General features: G+C 65.4%; 21 protein-coding genes and 1 pseudogene. 11 read left to right on the forward strand and 11 right to left on the reverse strand.

Annotated features, from left to right (window positions below; all coding sequences use genetic code 11):
• Nucleotides 1-13 precede the first annotated feature (13 nt).
• Complete coding sequence (locus CH281_RS18690) at nt 14-829, reverse strand: mycofactocin-coupled SDR family oxidoreductase (RefSeq protein WP_094695210.1); 816 nt, start codon at nt 827-829, stop codon at nt 14-16.
• The gene (locus CH281_RS18695) at nt 826-2,148 is read right to left on the reverse strand and encodes an MFS transporter (protein ID WP_179274233.1); all 1,323 of its coding nucleotides are present in this window, start codon (nt 2,146-2,148) and stop codon (nt 826-828) included. Before CH281_RS18695 ends, CH281_RS18690 begins: the two co-directional genes overlap by 4 nt.
• 159 nt (nt 2,149-2,307) lie before the next feature.
• Here CH281_RS18695 and CH281_RS18700 point away from each other — a divergent pair, with 159 nt between their 5' ends.
• From CH281_RS18700 to CH281_RS18710, 3 genes are all read left to right on the forward strand, one after another.
• Nucleotides 2,308-3,432, forward strand: a complete 1,125-nt coding sequence (locus tag CH281_RS18700) for an acyl-CoA dehydrogenase family protein (RefSeq protein ID WP_094695214.1) — start codon at nt 2,308-2,310, stop codon at nt 3,430-3,432.
• 24 nt (nt 3,433-3,456) lie between these two features.
• On the forward strand, nt 3,457-4,644 hold the full coding sequence (locus tag CH281_RS18705; RefSeq protein ID WP_094695216.1) for an acyl-CoA dehydrogenase family protein: 1,188 nt from the start codon (nt 3,457-3,459) through the stop codon (nt 4,642-4,644).
• 69 nt (nt 4,645-4,713) lie between these two features.
• Entirely contained in the window at nt 4,714-6,243 is a 1,530-nt protein-coding gene (locus CH281_RS18710) for a class I adenylate-forming enzyme family protein (protein ID WP_167326805.1), read from the forward strand.
• A gap of 77 nt (nt 6,244-6,320) precedes the next feature.
• Here CH281_RS18710 and CH281_RS26635 read toward each other — a convergent pair whose 3' ends face one another.
• Nucleotides 6,321-7,097 (reverse strand): SDR family NAD(P)-dependent oxidoreductase, encoded by a 777-nt coding sequence (locus tag CH281_RS26635; protein WP_167326804.1) that lies wholly within the window; start codon nt 7,095-7,097, stop codon nt 6,321-6,323.
• Between the two features lie 105 nt (nt 7,098-7,202).
• Here CH281_RS26635 and CH281_RS26640 point away from each other — a divergent pair, with 105 nt between their 5' ends.
• Nucleotides 7,203-8,021 (forward strand): MBL fold metallo-hydrolase, encoded by an 819-nt coding sequence (locus tag CH281_RS26640; RefSeq protein WP_167326803.1) that lies wholly within the window; start codon nt 7,203-7,205, stop codon nt 8,019-8,021.
• 27 nt (nt 8,022-8,048) lie between these two features.
• On the opposite strand, the gene CH281_RS18720 is transcribed toward CH281_RS26640, so the two are convergent.
• Together CH281_RS18720 and CH281_RS18725 are read right to left on the reverse strand one after the other, a co-directional pair.
• Nucleotides 8,049-8,990 carry an SDR family NAD(P)-dependent oxidoreductase gene (locus tag CH281_RS18720; RefSeq protein WP_167326802.1) on the reverse strand — a complete coding sequence of 314 codons (942 nt, stop codon included), beginning with the start codon at nt 8,988-8,990 and terminating at the stop codon, nt 8,049-8,051.
• 127 nt (nt 8,991-9,117) lie between these two features.
• A complete protein-coding gene (locus tag CH281_RS18725; RefSeq protein WP_094695224.1) occupies nt 9,118-10,269 on the reverse strand; it encodes an acyl-CoA dehydrogenase family protein in 1,152 nt (383 codons plus the stop codon).
• Nucleotides 10,270-10,380: 111 nt separating this feature from the next.
• Between CH281_RS18725 and CH281_RS18730 the strand changes: the two genes are divergently transcribed.
• The 5 genes and pseudogenes from CH281_RS18730 to CH281_RS18750 form a co-directional block, all read left to right on the forward strand.
• Complete coding sequence (locus CH281_RS18730) at nt 10,381-11,331, forward strand: acyl-CoA dehydrogenase family protein (protein ID WP_167326801.1); 951 nt, start codon at nt 10,381-10,383, stop codon at nt 11,329-11,331.
• 309 nt (nt 11,332-11,640) lie between these two features.
• The gene (locus CH281_RS18735; protein WP_167329536.1) at nt 11,641-12,783 is read left to right on the forward strand and encodes a sugar ABC transporter substrate-binding protein; all 1,143 of its coding nucleotides are present in this window, start codon (nt 11,641-11,643) and stop codon (nt 12,781-12,783) included.
• Complete coding sequence (locus CH281_RS18740; RefSeq protein ID WP_094695232.1) at nt 12,780-14,327, forward strand: sugar ABC transporter ATP-binding protein; 1,548 nt, start codon at nt 12,780-12,782, stop codon at nt 14,325-14,327. Before CH281_RS18735 ends, CH281_RS18740 begins: the two co-directional genes overlap by 4 nt.
• The gene (locus tag CH281_RS18745) at nt 14,320-15,390 is read left to right on the forward strand and encodes an ABC transporter permease (protein WP_094695234.1); all 1,071 of its coding nucleotides are present in this window, start codon (nt 14,320-14,322) and stop codon (nt 15,388-15,390) included. Before CH281_RS18740 ends, CH281_RS18745 begins: the two co-directional genes overlap by 8 nt.
• A 423-nt stretch (nt 15,391-15,813) precedes the next feature.
• Nucleotides 15,814-16,846: pseudogene (locus tag CH281_RS18750) on the forward strand (IS110 family transposase); the annotation flags it as partial.
• Nucleotides 16,847-16,935: 89 nt separating this feature from the next.
• On the opposite strand, the gene CH281_RS18755 reads toward CH281_RS18750, so the two are convergent.
• The 3 genes from CH281_RS18755 to CH281_RS18765 all read right to left on the reverse strand — a co-directional run bounded on the left by CH281_RS18755 (nt 16,936) and on the right by CH281_RS18765 (nt 20,840).
• Nucleotides 16,936-17,769 carry a mycofactocin-coupled SDR family oxidoreductase gene (locus CH281_RS18755; RefSeq protein ID WP_094695236.1) on the reverse strand — a complete coding sequence of 278 codons (834 nt, stop codon included), beginning with the start codon at nt 17,767-17,769 and terminating at the stop codon, nt 16,936-16,938.
• 73 nt (nt 17,770-17,842) lie between these two features.
• Nucleotides 17,843-19,648, reverse strand: coding sequence for a flavin-containing monooxygenase (locus CH281_RS18760; RefSeq protein ID WP_167326798.1), 1,806 nt, complete (start codon nt 19,646-19,648; stop codon nt 17,843-17,845).
• Nucleotides 19,649-20,006: 358 nt separating this feature from the next.
• The gene (locus CH281_RS18765; RefSeq protein ID WP_094695240.1) at nt 20,007-20,840 is read right to left on the reverse strand and encodes an SDR family NAD(P)-dependent oxidoreductase; all 834 of its coding nucleotides are present in this window, start codon (nt 20,838-20,840) and stop codon (nt 20,007-20,009) included.
• A gap of 140 nt (nt 20,841-20,980) precedes the next feature.
• Here CH281_RS18765 and CH281_RS18770 point away from each other — a divergent pair, with 140 nt between their 5' ends.
• Nucleotides 20,981-21,823 (forward strand): enoyl-CoA hydratase/isomerase family protein, encoded by an 843-nt coding sequence (locus tag CH281_RS18770; protein WP_094695242.1) that lies wholly within the window; start codon nt 20,981-20,983, stop codon nt 21,821-21,823.
• A gap of 110 nt (nt 21,824-21,933) precedes the next feature.
• Here the strand turns inward: CH281_RS18770 and CH281_RS18775 are convergent, their stop codons facing one another.
• A complete protein-coding gene (locus tag CH281_RS18775) occupies nt 21,934-22,899 on the reverse strand; it encodes an alpha/beta hydrolase (RefSeq protein WP_167326797.1) in 966 nt (321 codons plus the stop codon).
• Between the two features lie 128 nt (nt 22,900-23,027).
• Here CH281_RS18775 and CH281_RS18780 point away from each other — a divergent pair, with 128 nt between their 5' ends.
• A complete protein-coding gene (locus CH281_RS18780) occupies nt 23,028-23,966 on the forward strand; it encodes an alpha/beta fold hydrolase (protein ID WP_167326796.1) in 939 nt (312 codons plus the stop codon).
• Between the two features lie 49 nt (nt 23,967-24,015).
• Here the strand turns inward: CH281_RS18780 and CH281_RS18785 are convergent, their stop codons facing one another.
• Together CH281_RS18785 and CH281_RS18790 are read right to left on the reverse strand one after the other, a co-directional pair.
• On the reverse strand, nt 24,016-24,759 hold the full coding sequence (locus CH281_RS18785; protein ID WP_167326795.1) for an enoyl-CoA hydratase/isomerase family protein: 744 nt from the start codon (nt 24,757-24,759) through the stop codon (nt 24,016-24,018).
• Between the two features lie 76 nt (nt 24,760-24,835).
• Nucleotides 24,836-26,461, reverse strand: coding sequence for a flavin-containing monooxygenase (locus CH281_RS18790; protein ID WP_167329542.1), 1,626 nt, complete (start codon nt 26,459-26,461; stop codon nt 24,836-24,838).
• Nucleotides 26,462-26,734: the final 273 nt, after the last annotated feature.

Raw genomic sequence — 26,734 nt, forward strand, 5'->3', positions numbered from 1 at the left:
GGCGGGGGTCGGCTCAGACTTTGGTCGCGCCGTGATCGATAGGGATCTGGGCGGCCGTGATGGTTCGCGACTCGTCGGAAGCCAGGAAGACGACCAGGTTGGCGATGTCCTCGGGCGACGACTGCCGCGGCTCCTTCAATATCTGCTGCATCAACGGTCCGTAGTCGGGATGCGCCCCGAAGACGGCCTGACCGTCCGGACCGATGACTCCCATTTCGGTCGTGACACCCCATGGATGAATCGTGTTGACGCGGATGTTGTACTCGGCGAGCTCGATCGCGGCCGTCTTGGCAAGGCCGACGACACCGGACTTCGCCGCGCTGTAGGGCGCCTGCGCAGGCAGGGACTTCAGGCCTGCGACCGAGCTCGTGATGATGATCGAACCGCCGCGGCCGCCTTCGATCATCGCGGGGACCGCTGCTCGCATCGTCTTGAAAACCCCGGTCAGGTTGACCGCGACGACGTCGTCCCAGGTTTGCGGATCGATCTCCCAGAAGCGACCCCAGGTCACGAAGCCCGCATTCGCGACGACCGCATCGATCCCGCCCAGCTTCTCGACCCCCTCGCTGACGACACTTTCCAGTCCCGCCAGGTCTCGCACATCCACGACGCGGTGAACGACCCGACGACCCAGCGCCTCGACCGCGGCCACCGTCTCCTGGAGATCCTCAGGCGTTGCGGCGTTGTAGTCCATCGCGGCCGGCGCTGCGCACACGTCGACTGCGATGATGTCTGCACCCTCCGATGCCAGCTTGACGGCGTGGGCTCGGCCTTGGCCTCGTGCCGCTCCGGTGATGAAGACGACCTTGTCCTTCATGCGATCTGTCATGCGATTCCCTTCGTTCTTTTGCGGTTGATGCTGATGCCCAACGCCGGGATCCGGCGCCGGCCAGGGCGGTCTTTCGCGCCGAGACGGCGTGGCCGACACAGCACGAGTACGGCCAGGACGAGACCGCCGCTGACCAGATAGGCGGCCTCGAGCGACACGACGTCCGCCAGGAAGCCGTTGAGCGCTGCGGCGAGTGGGCGCAGACCGAGGAACGACATCAGCCACAAGGCCATGACGCGTCCGCGCAGCTCTGCGGGACACCGCTGCTGGACGATGCTGGTGAGGCTCGCGATCGCGGCACTCATGCCGATTCCGGCGAGCGTGAACAGTGCCATGGTCACGACCAGTGGGTTATCGATCGCCGACAACGCAGTGACGACGCCTATGAGGGCCAGGCCGGCCGAGGCGACGAGCGGCTCGCCCCATCGCCGTTGGGCCCGGCCTACGAGCGCGAAGGCCAGGGCTGCACCGATCCCGAAGGCCGATACGATCCACCCGGCACCCTCCGGCCCCATGCCTCGTGCGGTTGCCGTCACCGGCCCGAGCGTCAACGGGGGGTCGGCGGCGACTCCGACGGCCGCCACACCGATCAGCGCAGCCACCATGGGTCCGTCTGCGCGCACGGCACGTACCGCGGCCCGCACCGAGTAGTCCGTGCCGCGCTGTTTGGTGGGTGTCAGCCGGCCGAGCCGAGCAGCCGCGACGAAGGCAGCGAACCCGAGACCGGCTGCCGCTGCCCCGGCCAGTGCCCAGGCCGCACCCAGGCTGGTGAGCGCGACGGCTCCGAGAGCCGGGCCGGCTGCCCGGGCCGCAGTCATGGGAAAGGTGTTGAGCGTGACCGCAAGACCGATCTCGTCGTCCCGGACCATCAGCGGAACCAACGACTGCAGGGCAGGGCTGCCGAGGACCGTGCCGACACCGGCGATCGCCGAGCAGATCACGACGGGTGCGGCGCTGGACATCGACGACACCCCTCCCTGCAACCAGATGACCAGCGCCAGCGCGGCGGAGCCGCTCGCCTGCACGAGCCGTCCGATGATGATCTGCCGGGCCGGGTTGCCCCTGTCTGCCAGCGCGCCCGCCCACGGCGACAGCACCAACTGAGGTCCGAACTGCACGGCCGTCACGATTCCGACGACGAGGGCCGATCCGCTGATCTGGAACACGACGACGGCGGCCACCAGGTTGTGCACCCAGACACCGCAGGTCGCGACGATCTTGCCCACGAAGAAGCCACCGAACACCGGGTCGAGAAGCAGTGCGCGCGCTGTTCGCGGCGGTGACTTCCCAGCAAGTTGTGCGAATGCCTCTGAGGGCACTGATCTTTCCTCTCCGGGCGAGAAATCGCCCGATGGCGAATCGCTGATTAGGCCGAATTGATTTACCGGCGAGTGTGCCAACGAGTACAGTATCCTTTATACACACGCGGCGGTGACACTGTCATCGCGGTCAGAACGCGACGTTCCTAGGTTTCAGGGGTGCAACAGGTGTCCATGGTGTTCGAGTCGGAGCAGGAACAGCTGCGTGACGTCGTGAAGGATCTCGTCCGAGTCACGAGCCCCACGTCGCGCGTCCGAGAGGTTGCCGAATTCGAGACGGGTCACGACGCCGAGCTGTGGCGTCGACTCGCCCGCGACGTCGGGATCGCTGGACTCGTCATCCCCGAGCATCTCGGCGGAAGTGGCGTCTCGTTCGCCGAGCAGGCCGTGGTCCTGGAGTCACTGGGGGCAGGGCTTGCCGGATCCGCCTTCCTCTCCAGTGCGGTCATTGCCACCCATGCCCTGCTCGCGGCCGACGACGAAGCCACCTCCGGCCCGCTGCTGGAAGCATTGGCGGGCGGCGAGCGGCTCGCCACTCTGGCCTACGTCGAGCCCACCTGTTCCTGGCACCTCGACGACGTATCCATGTCGGCCCACGCCGACGGCCCCACCACCTACCGCCTCACGGGCACCAAGGCGTTCGTCCTGAACGGGGCCTCAGCCGACTCCCTGCTCGTGGTCGCGCGCACCGAGGAAGGTCCTACCCTGTTCCACCTCGACGAGACCGACGGCGTAGGGCGTGCCCCGATGATGGTGCTGGACGCGACGTGGCCGATGGATACGGTCACGTTCGACGGTGCAGCAGCAACTCGCGTCGGTGCTGCCGGTGCTGCGGCCGACTTCCTGGCACCAGTCCTGGACATCGCTCGCACCGCTGTGGCCCTCGATGCCGTGGGCGGCTTGCAGCAGTGCTTGGACATGAGCGTGGAGCATGCCCGCACCCGCGAGCAGTTCGGTAGACCTATCGGCACCTTCCAGGCCGTCAAGCATGCCTGCGCCGACATGCTGATTCATACCGAGACGGCGCGGTCGACGGCGTACGACGCAACCGCGGCCGCCGTGCGCGACCTCGCCGCTCTGCCTGTCGCAGCCGCGACTGCGAAGGCCGCATCGGCCGACTCGTACCGCGACGTCGCCGCCGAAACCGTGCAGGTGCACGGCGGTATCGGGTTCACCTGGGAGCACGACGCACACCTCTACTTCCGTCGCGCCCAGTCATCGGCACTGTTCCTCGGCACGGCCGATGCGCATCGTGCCTTGCTGGCCGACCGACTCGCCTTCTGACCTACCCACCCCGAGGACGCCATCATGACCAGTACCACTTCTCTGGACGATTTCACCGCGACGGCGCGGAGCTGGTTGGACGCGCGACTGCCGAAGCGCGATCGGTCGCGCCGCGCGTGGGGCGAGGGAGACGACGACGTCTCTGTCTTCCACGATCTCAACCGTGAAGAGGAGAGTCAGCTCATCACCGAGGCCTCGACGTACGAGCAGGAGAAGTTCGACGCCGGCTTCGGCGGCATCACGCTTCCGGCAGAGTTCGGCGGCCGAGGCTTGTCGCACGAGCACGAACGCGCCTTCCGCTCCGTCGAGTCCGCCTACCGGACTCCGCCCACGCACGAGCTGCTCACAGTCACGATGGTGCTGGTCGGCAACACGATCGAACGTCTGGGGACGTCGGAGCAGAAGCAACGGTTCCTCTCCTCGCTGATGAGCGCCCGCGAGCTGTGCTGCCAGCTGTTCTCGGAGCCGGGCGCCGGCTCCGACTTGGCCTCGGTCTCCACCCGGGCTGTCCGCGACGGTGACGAGTGGGTCATCGACGGGCAGAAGGTCTGGAGCTCCGGAGCCCAGTACGCGCAGTGGGGCATCTGCCTCGCCCGCACGAACACGGACGCACCCAAGCACCACGGCATGACGATGTTCCTCGTTCCGCTCGATGCGGAGGGGATCGACGTGCGACAGATCCGTCAGATGAGTGGCGGCTCGACGTTCAACGAGGTGTTCCTCGACGGGGTCCGGATCAACGACTCGTTGCGCATCGGCGATGTGGACGGCGGGTGGAAGGTCGCGCTGACAGTCCTCGGATTCGAGCGCGGCGGTGGGGAGAACCGCGGCGGCACCTACTTCGAGGTGTTGGCCCTGGCGCGCTGGCTCGAGAGGACGAAGGACCCGATCGTCCGTCAGCGACTGGCCACGCTGTACATCCAGCGCCGCCAATTGGCCGTGACCGCCCGACGCGCGCGGAAAGGGGGTTCCCGCGCGCCACACGGGTCCCTCATCAAACTGCTGTACACACAGCACCAGCGGACGATCTCGGAGACTGCTGCAGACCTGCTGGGTCCACGACTGATGGCGGACACAGGTGAGTGGGGCACGTTCGCCTGGACGACGTTCGTGACGGGCGCACCGGGCAACCGCATCGCCGGGGGGACCGACGAGACCCAGCGCAACATCCTGGGCGAACGCGTCCTGGGTCTTCCCAGAGAGCCCAGCTGACCGACGGAGCACCACCGGGCGCTCCGCACACCCCCTGAACAAACCACCTAGATGGGTATACTCAATAACATGACCGAGCCGACTGACCTGCCCCGACGCATGCGCGACGTGACGGCGATCGATCCGAGCGCCCGCGCTCTGCAGATAGCCGACCGGTGGCACTCGTGGGGTGACATCGCTGCCGGAGGTGAGGTCCTTCAGACCGTGCTCGGCTCGATGGGTGCCTCGGTACCCGGAGCGGGCGTCGCGGTCGTCATGCGCAACGGTGCCTCGACCGTCGCGGCCACGGTCTCGATCGTCGCATCGAACCAGGCGATCCTCACCCTGAGCGATCTGGTCCCGAACGAGCGCCTCGCAGACACGATTCGCGCCGTGCGCGCGGTCGCGATCGTTGCCAACCCACAGGACTGGACCGAGGCCACGTTGGCGTCCGCGCGCGACATCGGGGCCGCCGCCATCAGTGTGGAGGGAGACGACCCGTCGACCTTCGCGGTGATTCAGGAAGCCGGGTACGCCGCCGGAGACCTGGTCGGCCGTCTGCACCCCGGCGTGGCACTGGAGATGATGACCAGTGGCACCACCGGCCCGCCCAAGCGGATCCCCCTGACCTACGCGTCGCTGTCGGCGGCGCTGGACGCCAGCCGTCACTACGCCTCGTCAGCCGAGGAACCGTTGAGCCTGCGCAAGAGCGTTGCGGTCGTGGCTCTGCCCATGGTGCACATGGGCGGGGTCTGGACGACGCTTCTGAACTTCGCGGAGGGCCGTGCCGTCGCGATGCTGCCCAAGTTCCAGATCGACGGATGGATCGAGCTGATTCGCGAGCATCGGCCCATCGTGGCCAACGTGCCGCCGGCCGCGCTCACGATGCTGCTCGACCGCGAGACGGAGAAAGCCGATCTGGCGAGCCTCAAGGCTCTGACCGTCGGCACGGCTCCGGTCAGCCCCGAGCTGGCCGAACGATTCGAGGCCACCTACGAAATCTCCGTCCTGACCGTGTACGGAGCGACGGAGTTCGCCGGGGGTGTCGCGGGCTGGAGCCTGGCCGATCGTCGCAAGCATGCCCAGACCAAGCGAGGCAGCGTGGGTCGGTCCCACTCCAACGTCGAGATGCGCGTCGTCGATCGCGACTCGTTCGCCCCACTCCCGTTCGGAGACGTGGGCCTCCTGGAGCTGCGCTCCGAGCAGCTCGCGATCGACTCGGCGGATCCCGACGGCTGGGTCCGCACGGACGACCTCGCGACTGTCGACGCCGACGGCTTCCTGTGGATCAAGGGCCGCGCGGACGACGCCATCATCCGGGGCGGCTTCAAGGTCTCGGCCGGGCAGGTCGCCGAGACTCTACGGACCCACCCGCAGATTCGTGACGCTGCCGTGGTCGGCATGCCCGACGATCGGCTCGGAGAGATCCCGCACGCGGCCGTCGAGCTGGAGAACGATGCCGATATCGACGGCAACGCGATCCGGGGGTGGTTGCGTGACCACCTCAGCGCCTATCAGATTCCGGCTCAGGTGTTGGTCGTGGAGAGTCTGCCCCGCAGCGCATCGCTGAAAGTCGACTCCGTCGGTGTCCGCGCGCTGTTGGCGGAGGCGACCGGCTGATCCGGAACCTCGCCGGCCACGCGGGTCGGACCTTCACGCAGCGGTGTCCTGGATGTGACACCGCTGCGGCCAGGCGCTCACGCGAGTGGCTGGGGCACCGAACCGTTTGACCCGTTGGCGGTGGCCTGGCCGGCGGAGCGTGAGTCACCACGAGGGGTGGTCAGCGAGGCACCGCCGTCCGACTGCACGACTTGACCTGTGATCCAGCCGGCCCGCATCAGGTTGACGATCGAGTCGGCGATGTCGTGCGAGGTACCGATGCGGCCCAGCGGAGTGACCTGTTCGATCTTCTCGACGTACCCCGGGATCTGCAGGTTCTTGGCCAGCATCTGCGTTTCGGTCGGGCCGGGCCCGATCGCGTTGACCCGGATGTCGTGCTCGCCCAGCTCACGAGCGGCCACGCGGGCCAGGTGGTTCACGCCTGCCTTGACGGACGAGTAGGCCGACAGGTACCGATCGGCAAGGATGCCGTTGTTGCTGGAGATCAGTACGAACGAGCCACCTGTCCCCTCCTCGATGGCTGTCCGTGCCACGGCCTGGATCGAGAGCATGACTCCACGCATACCGACGGCGAAGACCCTGTCCCAGGCCTCGACGTCGTGGTCGATGATCAACGACCGGTGCGGCACGGCCGCGGCTGCCACGAGCAGGGTGGGTCGACCGAATCGCTCGACGGTCTCGGCGATCGCGGCGCCGACCGCAGTGGCGTCGCTGACGTCGACCTTGATATCGGGAGAACCTCCGAGGTCCCACGAGACGGGGACGGCCCCGCTCTCCCGAAGAAGCTCCACGGAAGCGGCTCCGATTCCGGAGGCACCACCGGTCACGACGGCGACTCGACCTTGCAGATCCATGACACTCCTGGCGTTCGATCCGAATAAGTATACTGTTATGAGTATCAGCAAAAGATGCCCGTGACAAGGCATCCGCGGTGCGCAGCGCTCGGAAGGAGCCGAACCATGCAGATCGGGTCGATCAGGATCGATGGAGTTCGAGACGGTGAGATCCGCATGGATCCGACCTTCGTCTACCCGACTCGCACGATGGACGACTGGCAGCCGTACCTCCATCACCTCGACGGTGGGGAGTACGTCAACAGCATCGGTGGCTACCTGGTCCGGACGGGCTCGGCGGTGATTCTGGCCGACGTCGGCGTGGGTGTCGACCCGCCTGCCCCCTTCACCGGCGGCGACTTCCTCGACGAGCTCGCTGCACTCGGAGTCGCCCCTGCGGACGTCACGCATGTCGTCTTCACGCACCTGCACTTCGACCACATCGGCTGGGCGGTGAAGGACGATCGGCGCGTCTTCGAGCAGGCGAAGTACTTCTCCCACGAAGCCGACTGGAGCTACTTCTTCTCCGATCACTACCGAGGGGTCCGTATCGAGCGTGAGCAGGACAGGCCCAGCACCCAGCTGGCCCCGCTGGCCGACTCGGTGAATCGCTGGGACGGTAACCAACTCGAGCTCGTACCGGGAGTCGTCCTGCGTCACGCCCCGGGTCACACTCCCGGATCGACCATCGTCGAGCTCGTCTCCGACGGTGAGCGCGGGCTGCTGCTGGGCGACCTCGCACACAACCCGGTCGAGCTGATCGACTCCAGCTGGCCTGGTGTCGCCGACTGCGGACACGACGAAGCACGCAGCTCGGCCGCTCGCGTGGCCGACGATCTGATCGCCACAGGCACACCTTTCGCCCTGGCCCACTCCCCCGGGTTTCGCTGGGCACGTCTGGTCGAAGGCCACGACGGCCGTCGCGACGTTGTGCCGGTGCAGTGACACCGGCAAAACGCCCGATCCGGTCGATCAGCGATCGTTGGGGGGCGGCCACGGCGACTCCGCCGAGGCGGTGTCCGCCAGGAGACCGGGGACACTGGCGCTCAGAGCCTCCAGGGTCCACTGCTGATCGGCGACGATCGAGGCGCCGTAGGTCGCCGGAAGCACGGTCGTCACCTGGTGGCCCACCACGGCGAATGCAGCGCCGGTGATCGTGGCTGCCTCGTCCCGAAGGAGGTGGATCACGAACGGCGCGACATTGGCCGGGTCGCGCCACGTGCCGACACTGTCCTCGCTGCGCAGCGACAACCCGGCGACGTCGACCCGGCCGGGTTGGTCGGCCCACACCTTGTCGGTCATCCGCGTGGACGCTCCCGGCAGGATGCAGTTGACCGTGATGGCGTGCTCCGCCAGCGCCTTCGCACTGCTCGATGTCAAAGCCATGATGCCGGCCTTCGCTGCAGCGTAGGCAGGCTGAATCTTAGGAGCCTTGAGTGCGGCGGCCGACGAGAAATGCACGATGCGACCACTGGTGCCCGACGCGATCATGGCTCGGGAAGCCTCACTCGTACAGGCGAAGTGGCCCCCGAGGTGCACGTTGATCACGTCGGTCCATTGCTGCTCGGTGATCTCGTGCACCTGCCCGTGATCGAGGATACCGGCGCAGCAGACCATGGCGTCGAGGCGACCATAGGTTGTCAGTGCGGTCGCGACCACCCGTGCCGCACCGGCCGAGGTGGAGACGTCCTCGACGCTGGCTGCCGCGATGCCGCCGTCCGTCTCGATCTGCTCGACGACCTCGGTCGCGGGACCCGCCGTGGCCTCCACCTGGTCGACGGGACCGCCGACGTCGGCCACCACGACGCTGGCTCCCTCTCTGGCAGCGAGGAGCGCGATCGCCCGGCCGATACCGCGACCGGCCCCGGTGACCACCACGACCTTGCCCGCCAAAACCGGTACTGCGGCTGCCATTGGTTGCTCCCTTCGGGGTTTCGGCGGGCATGCGGTCATCGCCGCGCGCCTCTGCTCTGTGCAACCATGACGAACATCACAGTCAACGATTGGAGTGTACTCATTTATGAAGTCCGGGCAACTGCCCTCAGCCGCGCCGAGGCGACAGCAAGCGACGACCGACCAACATCTTCTGGATCTCGAGCGCGCCGGCCGCCACGGTGGCGGCCTGCGCATACCTCCAGTGGTGCTCGAGGTGGCCCAGAGCCGGATGCGTGCCGGGAGCATCCGGCGTCAGCGCCAAAACCCCTGCCATATCCATCGCCACGTCGGCGACCTCCTGCTCCACGAGCGTCGAAGCGATCCGGGCGATCGGGCCCCCTGCAGGCGTCTCCTCGCCACTGACCCGTCCGTCGTAGTTGCGGTAGTTGAGCAGCCGGGCGACGAGCACGTGGACCATGGCCGCTGCAAGATCGGGCGACGCCGCCGGGGTGCCGCCTCGTGTGACCTCTCGCGCTTCCGCCAATATCCGATCGGCTCGCGCATACCGGGGAATCCCGACCCTCTCGAACGCGAGACCGGCCGTCATGATCTCCCAGCCGTGGTCGAGCGTGCCGAGCACTTCAGCGTCATCGACGAACACGTCATCGAAGAACACCTCATGAAAGTGGTTGGGCCCGAGCATGGTCGGGATGCGTCGAACGGTGATGCCCTCCCTGTCCATCGGGACCAGGAACACCGTGAGACCGTCTTGTTTGCGTTCCCGCACCGAAGTGCGAGCGGCCAGAACGCAGTACTGAGCGTGGCTGGCGTAGGACGTCCAGACCTTCTGACCGTCGACCCTGAACCCGCCGTCCACCATGGTCGCTCGTGTTGTGAGGGACGCCAGGTCCGAGCCGGCGTCGGGCTCGGAGAACCCTTGGCACCACTGGACGTCACCGCTGGCGATGCCGGGCAGGTGCTGCTCGCGCTGGGCCTTGTTGCCGAAGGTGATCAGCGCGGGCCCGATCCACGTCACGCCCATGTATTGGCCACCGCGAGGCTCGTTGTGAGCCCACATCTCCTCGTTGAAGACCACCTGCGACCATACGGAAGCGTCATCGCCTCCGTACTGCCGCGGCCAGGCGCGGGTCAGCAGGTTCTGTGCTCCGAGCTTGCGGCAGAAGGCCCAACTGGCGGCCAGTGGTTCCTCGAAATCCTCGACGAAAATGCCGGGATAATCGGGCGGCATCGACTCGCCGATGAGCTCCCTCAGTTCGGACCGCAACTCGGTCTCGGAGGAGGAGAAGGCGTAGTCCATCGTCAGGAACTCCTTAAGACGCCACGAGCACCGACCCCTTGGCCGATCCAATATAAGTATACTCATTATTATGTGCTCGACCGCCACCGTATGCAGCAGGAGAGACTGTCCATGGACCTGACCATGCCCCAGGTCGCGCTCGACGTCGCGCAATCGGCGCGTGCATCCTTCGGTGCAGACGACCTCATGCTTGCGCGTTCGAGCTGGACAGACGCGGCCGGTGCACTCTCGACCGCGGTAGAACGATTGAAAAACTTGGGTCTGGACGATTTCGACGGACTCGACTCCGATCCGGAGCTGGCGATGGTTGCATGCCTGGTAGCCGAGGAGGCCGGGCGTGCCGCACTCCCCGCGCCGGTCGCCGCCCTCATCACCGGTGCGAGCACCGGCCGATCCGTGCCGTTGCACGCCGTCGACCGCGGGGTCGACCAGGTGCTGCTCGATTACGCGGCCCTTCTGGACCAGAGCCGCACCATCGATCCGTCCGGTCACATCGTTCCGGTAAGGGCTACTCCCCTCACCGGGGAGCCCAAGATGCTGGCACCGCATGCCGCGTTGTGTTGCCCGGTCGGTGACGGCGAGGTGGGCTCACCCCGCACCTGGGCCTGGCACGAGACGTTCTCCGCCTTCAGCAGCTCCGGCGCGCTCAATCACGTTCTCGACCTGGGAGCACGACACCTCAACGAGCGCATCCAGTTCGGCAAGCCGCTCAAGACACGCCAGGCACTGGAGTACCGGTTCGTGGACGCGGCCGTCGCGGCCCGCGGTCTCCGCGAGCTTGCGCTGTTCACGGCGTGGCGCCTCAACACGGACCCCACGGCCGGGGAGGGCGCGGCGCTCACCCTGCGCCTGGTCCACCTCGAGACCGTCCGAGACGTCATGCGCCACATCCACCAGATCCACGGCGCGATCGGCTTCTGCTTCGAGCACGATCTCGCCCTCATCAGCCAGTACCTGCAGTTCAGGCGGTACCAACCCGTCCCGTTGAGCCAGACCCGCGCGAGGCTGGCCGATCACATCGACGACATCCCGACTCTGCACCGGGCCGGATCGCTGGGCTGACCTCGCCGTCGCTGAGGTCGGTCGCTGTTCGACCTCGCGCCGCTGCCGGCAGCAGATCCCCTCCCGTATGCAAGTACGAAAAAAGTGTACTTAGTTGGAGACACGGGCTGATCTTCTTGTTACTGTGGGCACACTCGACGTTCCGAGTGATATGGGTCACTCCACTGTAAGTGCCGGTAGATGTGGTTTTTCAGATCAGCAACCGGCGGTAGAGGTCAGCCTCGAGACGAACGCGTACGCGAGCCCCAGTATCCACCCACGCAATACACAGTCCTGAATAGCTCGGTATCAACCACGAGAGGCGCCACCATGCGACCCACCAACACCCGGAAAGCCGGGCTGATCGCCGCGATGACCGTATGCTCGCTCGCGATCGCCGCTTGCGGAAACAGCAGCAGCGGTTCTCGCGGCTCAGATGAGCCGCAGGCCGCCGTTGATGTCTCGGCCGCAACCGCCAAGGTCCAGGAGTTGACGGCGTCACCGACCCCGCTCGGAATCACGGTGCCCATCGACAAGGCGATCCCCAGCGGCCTCAAGGTCATCCTGGTCAACTGCGTGACATCGTTCTGCAAGCCGATCGGTGACCAAGTCGAGACGGCCGGCGAAGCGCTCGGCTGGGACGTATCGATCATCACACCGTCGAGCGGCAACGCGGCCGCACAGCAGAACGCGTTCAAGTCGGCTCTGAGCCAAGACCCCGACATGATCATGAACTACACCTACGAAAGCACCGTCCTGGGCGACGGCTACCGAGAGGCTTTCGACCGAGGCATCCCGGTCGTCTCCGGCGGCGTCCTCGACGAGCCGGCCGCGCCGGGCCAGCCCGGGCCGTTGGTCAACTTCTCCGGGCCTCCCGGTGTTCAAGCTCAGGGCGCGGCCGTGGCCGCGCTCGTCGCGGAGCGCACCGAGGGTCGGGCCGACATGCTGTTCGTCGGTCTCCCCGCATTCCCGATCATCGACTCCCTCGAGAAGGGCATGAAGAGCGGGCTCGAGGAGTACTGCCCGGACACGTGCCAGGTCCGAGAACGGTACGACCTACCTGTGGAGTCCATTGGTAAGAACGCCGCCGAGCTGATCGTCAACAGATTGCGCGCGAGCAAAGACGTCGACAGCGTCTTCCTCTCCGCCAGCGTCATGTCCCTCGGCATGGTGAACGCACTGAAGTCCGCGGGCCTGCAAGACATCAAGATCTTCACCGCATATGCCGAAGAGACGGTCCTGCCCGACATCAAGACCGGTGCAATCGAGGGCGCGGCCAAGAGCCCCGGCCTGGAGAACGGCTGGTACTTCGTGGACGGCGCAGTCCGGGTTGCAGCCGGAGTCGATCCGGCTCCCTCGAACAGTGCAGTTCCCAACGTATTGGTGACCGCGGACAACCTCGGAAATCCTCCCGTGACAACTCCGATCACGGACGACTTCGAGGCCAAGTTCCTGGAGCTGTGGGGCAAGTGATCACCCAGGAACACATCGCTGATGGACAGCGCCGATCAGCTCTGTCCATCAGCAAGATGTCCAAGCGCTTCGGCGGCACACGGGCCCTTCATGAGGTCTCCTTGGAAGTCCACGACGGCGAGGTGCTTGCCTTGCTCGGCCACAACGGCTCCGGCAAGTCGACGGTCATCAAGATCCTGGCCGGCTTCCACCAGCCCGATGCCGGAACCGCGGAACTCTGCGGCTCCGAGTTGATCCTCGGTGACGCCCACAGCGCGAACAGCCTCGGCCTGCGTTTCGTGCACCAAGACCTCGGAATCGTGGAAGAGCTCAACACAGTCGACAACGTCGCCCTCACCAGCGGTTATCTGCGTGGCAAGTTCGGCACAGTGGACCAGGGCAGGCAGGCGAAGCGCACCAGAGAGCTGCTCGACCGCTTCGATATCGAGATCGACGTGTCGGCTCCACTCAGCGAAGCCGACCCCGTCCAACGCACTGGGGTCGCGATCGCGCGGGCGCTGTGGGACTGGGAAGAGGGAGAGTCGCGGGTCTTGGTCCTCGACGAACCTACTGCCGCTCTGCCTTCGCGCGAGGTTTCGCAGTTGTTCGATCTGATCAATCGCGTGCGCGATGCCGGGCACGCCGTGGTGTATGTGTCACACCGCATGGACGAGATCCAGCAGATCGCAGACCGGGTCATCGTGCTCCGCGCCGGAGAGGTCGTCGCCGATACTCCGGTCCGCGATGCGAAAGCGGTCGATCTGGCTCGCCTGATCACCGACAACGCGCAGCACACCGTGACTGCGGAACGAGATGCCCGCCCGGCCGCGGGCGAGCCGGTCCTGTCCGTGCGCGGCCTGTCGGGCCACCACACCAGAGATGTGGACATCACCCTGCACGCCGGCGAGATCGTCGGCGTCGCCGGGCTGCAGGGCTCCGGTCGCGAAGAGATCGCCTACCTGCTCGGGGGTGCCCGTCGATCGAAGGCTTCTGGCGGCTGGCAGGTGGCGGGGCAGACGATCGACCCGCCTACCTCGGCCAGTGCCCATAGTTCGGGCATCGCACTCGTACCCGGCCAGAGGCTGCGCGAGGGTCTCATCGCGAACTTCACTGTCCGCGAGAACCTGACCCTTGCACGGCTCGGGAGCCTGTCGAAGCCCGGCCGATTGGCGTCCAAGCGAGCCGAATCCGAGTTCGCGCGAAAGTGGATGCGTGCACTGGCGATCGCTGAGCACGTCGCCGACGACCCGATACTGACCCTGAGCGGTGGCAACCAGCAGAAGGTACTTCTGGCCAGGTGGTTGTCCACCGAGCCGCGGATACTGCTGCTGACCGAGCCGACGGCCGGCGTCGACATCGGCGCGAGACGCGCTCTGTACGAGCTACTGCGGGAGCAAGCCGCGGCCGGCCTGACGATTCTCGTCTGCTCGTCCGACGTCGAGGACCTCGTCGAACTGTGCGACCGGGTCTTGGTAATGCGCGAGGGAGTCATCGCCTCCACAGCCGAGGGCGAACAGATTAACGTACCCCACCTACTGACCGAGATGGAAAGCAGTTATGTCTGAACTGAAGGCGTCCGACACCGACAACACCACTCGCATACCGTCGACGGAGATATCGTCACGGCACGCGACCACCTCCGCAGGTGGTCGCTCATTGAGTCGCACCTTGAAGCCGCTGAGATTCGGCAACATCGGGGCGGTGTACGTCGGCCTCATCATTGCCGTCTACTTCTCCGTCACCCAGCCGGACCTGTTCCCGCGCTTGACGACCCTGCAGCTCATCCTGAACCAGAACTCGGTCGCGGCCCTGGTCGCATTCAGCCTGATCGTCCCCATGTGCACCAGGGTCTTCGACCTGTCGATCGGTTATGTCATGGGAATGACGAGCGTCACGGCGGCCTACCTGGTCGTCGAACGGCAACTGAGTTTCACAGTCACGATCGTGTTGTGTTTGCTGCTGGCCCTGGCTGCGGGATTACTCAACGTCGTCCTCGTCGTGATGCTGGGCATCGACTCCTTCATCGCCACACTCGCCAGTGGCGCATTCTTCCAGGCCATCATCCTGCTGATCAGCGGCAACGTGCCGGTGACCGACGTGCGGTTGAACCAGGACTTCGGCAAGATCTCCAACACGGAGATCATCTTCGGGCTGACGCCCCCGGTATTCGTCGCGATCGTGATCGGGCTGCTCATCTGGTGGCTGCTCGAACGCACCGTGACCGGGCGTCGGCTCTATGCGACCGGGTTCAACGAGGAGGCTGCCCGCCTCGTTGGCGTGCAGACCCGCCGGTTGCGGGTCGGCGGCTTGCTGGTCTCAGCGCTGGTCGCTGGTCTCGCCGGAATTCTGGTCACCGCCCAAGTCGGGGCGGGATCGCCGGAAATCGGTCCGGGCTACCTACTGACGTCGTTCGCGGCGGTCTTCCTCGGTGCCACCCAGTTCCGCGGTGGACGGTTCAATGTCCAGGGCGCGGCGGTCGCCGTGCTCGTCATCGCGGTCGGGTCGGCCGGTCTGGCCATCTCCGGTGCCCCGGTGTGGGGCTCGTCGATGTTCCTCGGCATCATCCTGCTGTCGTCCCTCGCGCTGCGTCGGTACGAAGAGGTGCGGTCGAGGACGCGAAACGCCTGACACGAACGAACCAGCTACAAGAACAGACACGGGTACCCATGGTCGTGATCGACCATGGGTACCTGTTTGTCGATGTGGGTTCAGCAGCCTGAAATGACGAGACCGCCCGACCCGCGGATGTACAGGTCCTCAGGGGTCCAGCCGATCTTCGTGCCCGCTGTGCAGCCGGGTCGCCCTTATCTTTCAGTTGGTCCTTGAAACCGAGGGCTACGGTCGCCAGACCCGGTATGACTTCTCGCCCCTGTCATCAATGATCCGGGGGGGGTGGTGTCGCCGGGTGTGGTGGCGTCGACGGACCGCTGACAGGGATAGAGCCGCTGATCGTGAGCAGGTCTCTTCATAACGTGAGTGTCGGGTGTTGACATCGGACCGGCGACCGGTGGTAACCGGACGAAGGACTGCTTCACGGACACGAGTTACGCCGTGTTTTGCGGCATCGACGTGGGAAATCCGAACATCACGCCGTGGGTCTCGCTGTCGACGGTACCCGTCTCTACGACAAAGCCCTACCCAATGACGAGGCCCGCCTACGCGCAGTGTTCGACCGCCGCGCAACACACGGGCCGCTGCTGATCGTCGTCGATCAGCCCAACCCGATCGGCACCCTGCCGGTCACCGTCGCCCGCTCCTGCGGTCACCAGGTCGCGTACCTTCCAGGTCTGTCGATGCGCCGCATCTCATCTGTATCCCGGGCAAGCCAAAACTGATGCGCGGGATGCGTTCATCATCGCCGACGCAGCCCGGACCATGCCCCACACGCTACGGCGAGTCGATCCCAGCGGAAACACACTCGCCGAGCTCGATGTGCTGGTCGGTTTCGATATGACCTCGCCGGCGAAGCAACCCGCATCGCATCAGTAACCGAATCCGCGGACTGCTGACCGGCATTCACCCCGCGCTCGAACGAGTCCTCGGACCGCGTGTGACACACCCGGCAGTGCTCGAAAGCCTGTCTCGATGCGGTGGCCCCGCCGGCATCCGCGCCGCCGGTAAACGGAAACTGACCGCTATCGCCGCCAAAAACGCACCCAGAATGGGGGCAAGACTGATTGCGGAAATCTACACCGCACTCGAATCTCAGACGGTAGTGGTGCCCGGGTCCGCGGCGGCCGAGTCTATTCTACCGAAACTGGCGGACTCGCTCAAAGAGACACTGCAGCAACGGAAACAATCGGCGCGGACGACGAGAGGATGCTCGATGCCCACCCTCTTTCCTCGATCCTGATCTCGATGCCAGGCACCGGAACCACCGGCAGCAGCACGCATCCTTCTCGAAGTCGGTGACGGTTCGGCATTCAAGTCAGCAGGACACCTCGCCGCCTACGCCGGCATCGCACCCGTGACCCACCGATCCGGCACCTCGATCCGCGGAGAACACCCCGCGAGGTCAGGAAACCGCAAACTCAAACGAGCGTTGTTCCTTTCGGCCTTCGCCGCACTGCACGACCCCACCAGCTCAGGACCAAATCGCTGTCCAAATCGCTGTATCGACCGCCCACGACTCAGGCCGTTCGACGGAAACCATAGGGACACCCCCTGCTGGGGCTACTTGATCGCCGCGCCGCCGTCGATGGGGAGGCTCGTACCGGTGATGTACCGCGACTCGTCGGAAGCCAAGAACAGCACGGCATTACTGACGTCCAGGTCCTCGACCCAAGGAATAGGCATGAGAATGGTGGTGCTGGAAGCGGCGGCGAAGTCGTCACGAGTGGGATGAGCGAGGTGAGGAGAGAACGCATCGTACATCTTCTGATTCTGGGCCATGGGTGTGTCCACTTGGGTCGGATGCACCGTGTTGACCCGAATTGCGTGCTCGGCCAGCTCGTGCGCGAGCGTTTTCATCAGACCGACGACGCCGTGCTTTGCCGCCACGTAGTGCCCGGCCCGACCGAAACCTCTCAATCCCGCTACGGACGAGGTCAAGACGATCGATCCCCCGGTGCCCTGCGCAACCATCGTTGGAATCGCAGCCTTGACGGTGCGCCACACGCCGCTCAAATTGATGTCGATCATCTGATGCCAGGTCGCCTCGTCGAGCTCGGTGGCCGAGCCGAAGGAAAAAATGCCCGCGTTCGCTGAGACGATGTCGAGCCGACCCAACTCGGCCACGCCCGCAGCAACGGCTTGCTCTAGCGAGTTGTAGTCACGCACATCGGCGCGAATACTGACGATCTTTCGACCTCTGGCCTCGACACCGCGAACCGTGTCGGCCATCTCAGCAGCTGTCGCCATCGGATAGGAGACCGTGTCGACATCTTCCATGACATCGACGGCGATGATGTCGGCCCCCTCCTCGGCAAGGCGAAACGCGTGACTGCGACCTTGACCGCGTGCGGCACCGGTGATGAAGGCGACTTTGCCTTCGACTCGTCCTGCCATGATCGAATTTCCTCCAATAGCTTATGAGACCGTTCGTCGAGATGATCGTGGGCTGTCCACGACCGGTACCTCGCTACGTCGACGGTCGATCCACGGCCAGCTCAGGGCGAGCGCGCGATGCGTCCCCGACGAGACCTTCCTCGATCGCCTTGATCTGGAGCGCGAGAAATTTGCCGTAGAACCGAGCCATCGCGAGATTGCCGCCCATGAACCACAGGCCGTCGTGCCCTGACTGGCGCCAGACGCCGCGTAGCTCACCCTCGTCGTCGAGCCCCCATACCGGTCCGCATCTGTCAGCGACGTCCGGGCCGAGGAGCCGCCGGGCCGTGTCGAGCATTCCGCGATAACCGGTGGCAAGCACTACGACATCCGCGGCGAGCGCGCTCCCGTCGGACAACTCCAACCCTGACTCCGTGAACGTGTCGATCTCGGTGCCGGCCTTGATCTTGATCTCGCCCGCAGCGATCAGTTCGGAGGCACCGACATTGATGTAGTAACCGCCGCCCTTGTGGAGGAAGAGTCCCATAGCACCCGTTCCGTCGATCCCGGACGACACCAAGAAACCAGACGCCTCCAGTGCTGCAATCATGTCCGAATCCAACTCCGCCATTGCAGCCGTGGTGGCGCGGTGCATCTCAGGCGCAGCCGTGAAGGGGAATGACGCTCCGAGGAGGTCGGCGACGTCCGTCGGCGGACCGGATTCGTCGTAGAGACCGGTCATGGGGACGGCCGCGCTCGCGACGCTCACCACGTAGGTGGGCGAGCGCTGCAACATCGTGACGTCGGCACCACGTTCGTAGAGCTCCTGAGCGATGTCGTGGCCGCTGTTGCAACTGCCGACCACCACAGCTTTGCGCCCGGAGAAGTCTTCGCCATGGGGGAAGCCGTGCGAATGGCACAGCATTCCCGAATACGTGTCGGCGCCGGCGATCTCAGGAACGTTCGGCTCGGTCCCACTGACGCCTGTGGCCAGGACGAGGTGAGAGGGACGAACCACCCGGGTAGTGCCGTCGGCCTTCTCGAGCGTCACGCTCCACTGGCCGGAGGCAGCGTCGTAGTCGCTCGCGCGCAGCTCCGTACCCGTCCAGACATTGAGCTCCATCGTGGCGGCATAGGACTCCAGCCAGTCGGCCAACTTGTCCTTCGGTGAATAGACCGGCCAGCTGGACGGGAACGGCAAGTACGGCAAGTGGTCGTACCAGACCGGATCATGGAGGACGAGGGAGTCATATCGGTTTCGCCAGCTGTCGCCGATCCGTGGATTGCGATCGATAACGAGGGTGTCGATCCCCAAACAGCCGAGTCGTGCAGCAAGGCCGAGACCACCGTGTCCTGCGCCCACGATCAGGACCGCAGGCTCGGACACGGTGAACTCGCGCTTCTGCTTGCGAGATTCGGCCCAGTTGTGTTGAGAGCGATCAGAGCCGTGCGCTCCACCGTGGGGACGGTTGGCCCCCGTGAGCTCTTCGTGGCCGACAAGCCCGTCCATGGCAGTCATCACTGTCCAGGCTTTCCAGACTTCGTCACGGCGCACCAGCCTCACCACTCCACGCCCGTGCGCGAGGTCTGTGGTGAACGTGAACATTGCCTGGATCCAGGGCTCGGTACCTGTTTCGACAAACGAGGCGTTCCCGATCATCGCCATCGACAGTCCCGATTGGCCGGCCCGTTCCGATACTGCACTGTCGAGTTGCTTCAGACCGTGTGCAGTGCGCAGATCCCACGTGAACCCCAGTAGATCCCGCCACCAGGCATCGTCGTGGAACAGGCTGCGCACCGCGCCGTCCTCAGCGCGGCTCATTGCGAACTCGAAACCGCTCACCCACCGTGCTGTCACCGCATCGAGCTCGGCACCGGACAGGGAGGTCGGGTCGGACACAGAGGACACTTCAATTGACACGCGCTCACCGTCCGTTGGGGTACGTGGAAAGGACACAATCTCTCGCGGACCTGCCCGGCCGTGGCCGGATGCTTCGATCACAACTTCCGACTCGCCGGACTGCGGCGACATCGGGCGACCTGGTCTGCAGGAGGAACTGGCGAAGTAACTCCCCGTCGACGCGAGGCGGAGGTGTGACTCAAATCATTCCTGGAGAATATCAGTAACCTTTTTTAAAGTAAACACAGAAAGAAGTCGGGGTTTCATCCCCAAACCTCCCTACACAGTGCCCTTAAACGGATATCTATCTGCGGCTGCCGGGTTCTCGAGTCGCGCGAAATCGAGAACGAGAACGACCTCAATACAGGCCCACCGGCTTGACGTCGGCCGAAAGGCGGGTCTCGAAGGCGCGGCAGATGCCCTCGGCCGTGTCTATATCGTCGGTAATCCGCTCGGTGCGGTAGTTCGGCAACTCCATCAACGACAACGAATGAGCGTCGAATCTGACCACCTGCCCATTCAGGTGACGGCCCCGCTCACTGATCAGGTATACGACGGCCGGCGCGATCTGTGCAGGCTGCGGACGCTGCACGCCGTCCGCCCGCGCGCCGACGCCGACGCCCATGCCGGTCTGCGCGACCGGTGACAGCGCCATGACGCTCACCCCCGTACCCGCCGCGTCCACAGCCAGGTTGTAGGTCAGCGAGGCGACCGCGCCCTTGGTCAGTCCGTAGGCCGTCATGCCGGGAATGCCCACATGTGCCCCGGACACCACGTTGAGGATCGATCCGCGACCCTGCTCCCGCATGACCCGGTACGCGTGGAGCGCCACGAAGCTGCTCCCGAGCACGTTGACGTCCACGATCGTGCGCAGCGCCTTCTCGGTCAGTTCGCGCGGATCGCCGAGCTGGAAGACGGCGGCGTTGTTGACCACGCCGTCGACCGAGCCGTACACATCGACAGCCGTCGTGATCAGGCGTGCCGCGACATCCCAGTCGCTGACCGAGCCGGCCACGACCTCCACTGCGTGTCCAGCGGCTTCCAGGCTCTTCGCGACGTCGGCCAACGCGTCGTGATCGACGTCGTTGATGACCAGCCGCGCACCCGCGGCGGCGATGGCTTCTGCATAAGCCCGCCCCAGACCTGCTCCGGCTCCGGTGACGACGATGGCCGCACCGTCGAGCATCCCCATGTCTTCTCCTGAACATCTGCGTGGCGGCACTGGGCAACGGGCACCCTCGGACAGGAATCGACACCACGACGTGTACCTGACGATCTCGGATTATTAGCATACTCTATTGGTGAAACGGCTCGACCCTACAAGGAGAACCCATGGTGAAGTGGCACCAGCTCGACGTCGCCCGAGATCTCGACGGACTGCTCTACGAGAAGGACGGACCAGTAGCAACGATCACCCTCAACCGTCCCGAACGTGGCAACTCCATGCACAAAGGCATGTTCGGGCCCATCCGGGCGGTCTGGGAGGACGTCCGTGACGACGACTCGATTCGCGTCGTCATCATCACCGGGGCGGGGGACCGGCATTTCTCCACCGGGGCCGACGTCGGCATTGCCGCATCGGACAGCTCGGTTGCCGCGAACGCACCGCTCGACCAGACCGTGTTCTGGTCGGCACGACACAACAAGGTGTGGAAGCCCGTCATCGCGGCTGTGAACGGCACTGTTGCCGGTGGGGGCCTTCACCACGTCGTCGACGCCGACATCGTCGTGGCCAGTGACCACGTCCAGTTCCTAGATACCCACGTCAACATCGGTATGGTCGGCGGCCTCGAGAACATCGGTTTGGCCAAGAGGCTTCCGCTCGGGACAGCGCTGCGCATGAGCCTGCAAGGCCGTGACTACCGACTGAGCGCCGAGCGCGCCTATCAACTCGGTCTGGTCGACGAGCTCGTTCCGCGGGGCCAGGCACTCGTGAAGGCTCGGGAGATCGCGCTCTCGATCGCGAAGAACTCCCCGCAGGCAATGGCGCTCACACAGGAAGCCATCTGGGGCTCACTGGAGGCGAGCTACGAACAGTCGCTGCAGCACGCGTGGGCGCTGATCAGATTGCAGTGGTCCCACCCCGACTTCATCGAAGGTCCTCGCGCCTTCGTCGAGAAGCGCGAACCGCAGTGGAATCCCGATCCCGACGCGACCCACGCGACGGGAGCCTGACACTCGCGGGAGCCATTCTGGGACGAAATCCGGAACGACGAGAGTGCACGGGTCACCCAGCACCCCGTGCCACGCTCCGATCGAGACTCACCGTCCTGGTGGGTCGTCGGTCACGAGGCTCTATCAGTCGGGAGTGTTCGCATTCTCACGAGGCCGTCGATCACCACTCGCAGGGTCGAGGTCGAGGCAGGGCTGTCGGCGAACGCCGTCAAGAAGCCGTGGATCTGACCCGGCACCTGCGAGTGCGCCAGCAATCGGCCGACCGATCGCATCCGCTCGGCGAAGGCGTCGGCCTCGTCCCGCAGCGGATCGTGCTCGGCCGAGACCACGACCGCCGGCGGGAGCTGTGAGACATCCGGGGCGAGCCCCGGGGAGATCTGCGGATGCGCGCGATCGACGTCGGACTGGACGTACGCGTCCCAAAAGAATCGCAAGTGGTCAGCCGTGAGGAAGTAGCTGTCCGCCTTCTCGCGGTGCGAGGCGGTCTGCATCGCCGCGTCGAGGACGGGATAGATCAGCACCTGGCCGAGCAGAGCTGGTTCGACGACGGCCTCGGCACGCCGAACGGCGACCGCTGCCGCGAGATTGGCCCCCGCGCTCGTGCCCGCGACAACCGTGCGCGCGGGATCGGCACCCCATGACTCGGCGTGCGCGATCGCCCATGCCACAGCTTCGGCGGCGTCGTCCAGAGGAGCCGGATACGGATGCTCGGGGGCCAGCCGGTAGTCGACATTGACGACGACAGCGTCGGCACCGATCGCAAGGGAACGGCAAGTCGGGTCGTGCATATCGAGGTCTCCGCTCACCCACCCTCCGCCGTGCAGATACACCAGGAGCACGCGCCCCGAATCCTCCGATGCCGGCACGTACACCCGTACTGCGGTGCCTGCAGACGTCCGAAGCTCCAGCACGCGATCGATAGGGTCGGAGACCCGCGGTGGCCGTACCCGACTGCGCATGCGTTGCAAGTGGTCGGCTGCCTCGCTCGAGCCGAACCTCGCGCCTGACGGAAAGGGATCGGTGGCGGCGGCCCTCTGGATGAAACGGCGGACGTGCTCCTCGAGCGGGACCGACATAGCACTCCTTCTCCTGGCGGACATCACGGGATCGGCGCGACGGAACCGACGATCGAACAAAGGCTGGGTGGCCGCTGGACCTGCATCGATATTCGGACACCCGGTCGCGAATTGAGTATACTGTTGACGTGCCCCAGCTGTCGCCGCCCTCCTCGTTCTGCGCCTTCGGGCACACTCCCGCCCATGCCGAGACGCCGGGAGAAGCGCTCGTCGTTCTGCCGGCGCAGGAGTCGTCATCCCTGTCGGTCGACGGTCGGCATGTGCACTACGAAGTGCGTGGCGACCCCGAGAGTCCCGCTGTGGTGCTCGTCCACGGCGCTCGTGCACACCGGGGCTGGTGGCACGCCGTCCTCGCTGCCGGACTCGCGGACTCGCTTCGAGTAGTGACGTTCGACCTCGCAGGACACGGTCTCAGCGAGCCCCACGACGATTACAGCCCGGCCGGCTGGGCCCGCCAAGTCGCGGAGGTCATCCGTCAGGTCGCTGGTGGACGCTGCGTCGTCGTAGGTCACAGCATGGGCGGTCTGGTCGCCTACGCGTCGGCCGCCCTTCACCAAGACCGGGTCAGCAGGGTCGTCACCTTCGACAGCAAAGTGCGCATCCCCACCCCCCACGGTGGTGCCAAGGTACGCGGGATCCCGGGGAAGCCCCTGCGTCCCTACGCGACCAGGGACGACATCCTCGACGCGTTCCGGTTGCTTCCGCCTCAGCCTTGGATCAACCCTGCCGCCGTACGCCACGTCGCAGAGCTGGGCATCGTCGAGCGCAATGGGGCGTGGCGCTGGCGGTTCGACCCTGCCATCGCCCAGCGCTTCTGCGACGACGAGGTCGCTCGTCACCTGCGCGACCTCGCCTGCCCCGTGGACTTCTTCTACGGTGCCGAGAGCACGCTCGTCTCGCACGAGACCGTCCGCGACGCGGACGTGATGGTCGGCGGATTGTCCATCAGCGCAGCCATTCCGGGCGGTCACCACCACCTCGTCCTGGATCAGCCCGAACTCGTACGCGACGCCATCATCGGCGCGGTCGAACGAGATCGAGCGTCGCAGAGACGAGCGGGCGCCTGAAGGCCGCGCTGGACCTCACCCACAGGTGAGCCGCGCGGCGCGGCGACTGTCAGCGCGCCAGGATCGCCTGCGCGGTCTTGGCGAACGACTCGGATGTCAGCCGTTCTCCCTGGATGCGGGCGCACTCCTGCAGGTAGGTGTCATCCGGTAGATGATTCCTCGACAGCGCGGCGTAACCCTCCAGAGCGGGACGTCCCACCGGACCCCACCCCTCGATGAGGTCGACCGCAGCTGCGAGCGCGTCGTCGGAACGCACTCCCACTCCCAGCGTGGCTGCCTGGTCCGCATTGATCGGTCGCTGCCCGAGCAGGTGCCACAGCGCACCCGGCAGCAATTCCTGTAGCACCTTCGCGCCACCAGTGCCCGGGATCAGCCCCAGCGTGGCCCATCCTTGTGCGAGCTTGGCCTTCGGTCCCAGGAACCGCGCGTCGCACCACAGCGCGAGATCGAGTCCCAGCCCGATTGCTGCACCGTCCACCGCAGCCACGGTCGGAATCGGGCACTCACGCAGAGCGCGCACCATCGACTGGAAGTCGCGATAGACGAACTCCGAGACGCCTGCGGCGTCGCGGCCTTCGGTCGCCTCGACGATGGCCGGCAAATCTCCACCCGCGCAGAAAGCTCCTTGGCCCGTCAACACAACCCCCAAGGCATCCGGGTGAGCCGCGGCCGCCGAGATCGTCCGGCCGAGAAGAGCCGCCTCGCGGGGACCGAGAGCGTTACGGACCTGCGGCAGGCGGATGGTCACCACCGCTGCTCGGCCTTGCAGCTCCCATGTGACGTTTTCCGTCATTGCGATTCCTCTCGGACGGAACTGGATCCGCCCTGGTCGTGTTGTATGGACTGATGCGGGATGGAAGGACGGAGAACTACTTGAGCACGAAGCCCTCGTAGCCGTTTTCGGCGATCTCATTGCACCTGGCGACGTAGTTGCCGAACCCGCCCACGTATGGGATGAAGACGCGCGATTGGTCGTCGGCGTTGACGTGAACCATGTAGTTCTTGGTGCGCAGACGCAGTAGCGAACCCGCCGCCTCTGCGACGCGTGCGGTCCACTCGTCCTGCGCTTCCTCGCTCGCTTCGATCGTGGCGTAGCCGGACTTGTCGAGGTAGGCGATGCAGTCGCCGATCCAGTCCATGCACTGCTCGTTGTGAACGGTCAGGTTCGCGAGCACAGCGGGGCTGCCGGGCCCGGTCGAGACGAACAGGTTTGGGAATCCCGTCGTCGTCATGCCGAGCAGAGTACGAGGACCACGATCCCAGTGGTCGGTAGGCGAGGCACCCTCGGCGTTGCGGATGTTGGCGTTGTCGATGGCACCGGTGAAGGCGTTGAATCCGAGCGCGAAAATGACCAGGTCCAGCTCGTGATGGGTCCCGTCGGCCGTGATGATCCCAGTCTCGTCGAAGCGCTCGATCGCGTGCTCGGACACGTCGACCAGTGTCACGTTGTCGCGGTTGTACGTCGCGTAGTAATCGGTGTCCACGCACAGTCGGCGGGATCCGACGGGATGATCCTTGGGACAAAGCTTCTCGGCCAGTTCGGGATCGTCGACGATAGAGCGGATCTTGTTCCTCACGAACTCGGCTGCGACGCTGTTGGAAAAATCGTCCGTGCCCTGGTCGGCGAAGGTTCGCTGGAACACGTGCCCGCCGTAACTCCACGACTTCTCGAGGAGCTCTTCGCGCTGCTCGGGCGTGAGATCTGCGGCGTTCGACGTTCCTGGGCTGACGTGCCGCGCTCCCGCGCTCGCCATCAGAGCTGCACGTTCACCGGGTATGTCCTGCCGGATGCGGTCCCACGTGTCCTTGGACATCGGCCCGTTGTGGGCAGGCACCGAAAAGTTGGGAGAGCGCTGGAACACCGTGACGTGCTCGGCCACCTTCGCCACCACCGGGACTGTCTGTACGCCGGACGAGCCGGTGCCGATGACGCCGATCCGGCGACCGGCCAACTCGACCTTTCGGTCCGGCCAGTGCGATGCCTGAACCCATTCGCCCTGGAATTTTTCCAGACCGGGGAATTGCGGATCGCGCGCCGCGGAGAGGTTTCCGGTCGCCATGACCAGAAATCGGCAGGTGAAGGTGTCACCCGAGCTGACCGTTACGCGGTAGCGCGAGGCTTCCTTGTCCCACTGCGCGCCGGTGACCCAGGTCTCGAACAAGAAGTGACGACGGATGTCGAACCGGTCTGCGACGTGGTTGAGGTAGCGCAAGAGCTCGGACTGGGTCGCGTAGCGCTCGCTCCACTCCCACTCGTTGTACAGCTCGGAAGAGAAGTAGTAGCAATAGTCGAAGCTCTCGATATCGACCCGTGCCCCGGGATAGCGGTTGTGGAACCAGACCCCGCCCACGCCGGACGCCCCTTCCAGCCCGAGGACGCTCAGTCCCTGACTCGTGAATCGGTGCACACCGTAGAGGCCTCCGATGCCTGCACCCACCACGACCACGTCGTAATCCCGAGCGGTCTCGGGCACGTCCACGACCTTTTCGAACATCTGATGCTCTTCTCTAAAGTATTCTCTATTGACGGAAGTTGCAGCGGAGAACATACCCGTTCGCTGCTGAACACTGTACCGCGCGATCGGTATGAGTGCACTTAATTGCCTAAAATGTTTGATCCGCTACCCCCCGAAAGGGCACCGACACCATGAGAAGTCTCCGCTGTCCCTGTGGCACCACGATCGACGCGACGGACGACGACCAGCTGGTCGATCGCACAGAGAAACATCTCGCCGAAGCCCATCCCGGCCGCGCCTATTCGAGGCTCG

The sequence above is a fragment of the Rhodococcus sp. 06-221-2 genome, from assembly GCF_002258365.1.
GTDB classification, from domain to species: domain Bacteria; phylum Actinomycetota; class Actinomycetes; order Mycobacteriales; family Mycobacteriaceae; genus Rhodococcoides; species Rhodococcoides fascians.

Coding starts and splice junctions, on each gene's coding strand:
- CH281_RS18720 (WP_167326802.1), bottom strand. CDS start 8,990: ATGGCAGCCGCAGTACCGGTTTTGGCGGGCAAGGTCGTGGTGGTCACC.
- CH281_RS18745 (WP_094695234.1), top strand. CDS start 14,320: ATGTCTGAACTGAAGGCGTCCGACACCGACAACACCACTCGCATACCG.
- CH281_RS18770 (WP_094695242.1), top strand. CDS start 20,981: ATGGTGAAGTGGCACCAGCTCGACGTCGCCCGAGATCTCGACGGACTG.
- CH281_RS18725 (WP_094695224.1), bottom strand. CDS start 10,269: ATGGACTACGCCTTCTCCTCCTCCGAGACCGAGTTGCGGTCCGAACTG.
- CH281_RS18730 (WP_167326801.1), top strand. CDS start 10,381: ATGGACCTGACCATGCCCCAGGTCGCGCTCGACGTCGCGCAATCGGCG.
- CH281_RS26640 (WP_167326803.1), top strand. CDS start 7,203: ATGCAGATCGGGTCGATCAGGATCGATGGAGTTCGAGACGGTGAGATC.
- CH281_RS18755 (WP_094695236.1), bottom strand. CDS start 17,769: ATGGCAGGACGAGTCGAAGGCAAAGTCGCCTTCATCACCGGTGCCGCA.
- CH281_RS26635 (WP_167326804.1), bottom strand. CDS start 7,097: ATGGATCTGCAAGGTCGAGTCGCCGTCGTGACCGGTGGTGCCTCCGGA.
- CH281_RS18785 (WP_167326795.1), bottom strand. CDS start 24,759: ATGACGGAAAACGTCACATGGGAGCTGCAAGGCCGAGCAGCGGTGGTG.
- CH281_RS18790 (WP_167329542.1), bottom strand. CDS start 26,461: ATGTTCGAAAAGGTCGTGGACGTGCCCGAGACCGCTCGGGATTACGAC.
- CH281_RS18765 (WP_094695240.1), bottom strand. CDS start 20,840: ATGGGGATGCTCGACGGTGCGGCCATCGTCGTCACCGGAGCCGGAGCA.
- CH281_RS18775 (WP_167326797.1), bottom strand. CDS start 22,899: ATGTCGGTCCCGCTCGAGGAGCACGTCCGCCGTTTCATCCAGAGGGCC.
- CH281_RS18705 (WP_094695216.1), top strand. CDS start 3,457: ATGACCAGTACCACTTCTCTGGACGATTTCACCGCGACGGCGCGGAGC.
- CH281_RS18690 (WP_094695210.1), bottom strand. CDS start 829: ATGACAGATCGCATGAAGGACAAGGTCGTCTTCATCACCGGAGCGGCA.
- CH281_RS18735 (WP_167329536.1), top strand. CDS start 11,641: ATGCGACCCACCAACACCCGGAAAGCCGGGCTGATCGCCGCGATGACC.
- CH281_RS18710 (WP_167326805.1), top strand. CDS start 4,714: ATGACCGAGCCGACTGACCTGCCCCGACGCATGCGCGACGTGACGGCG.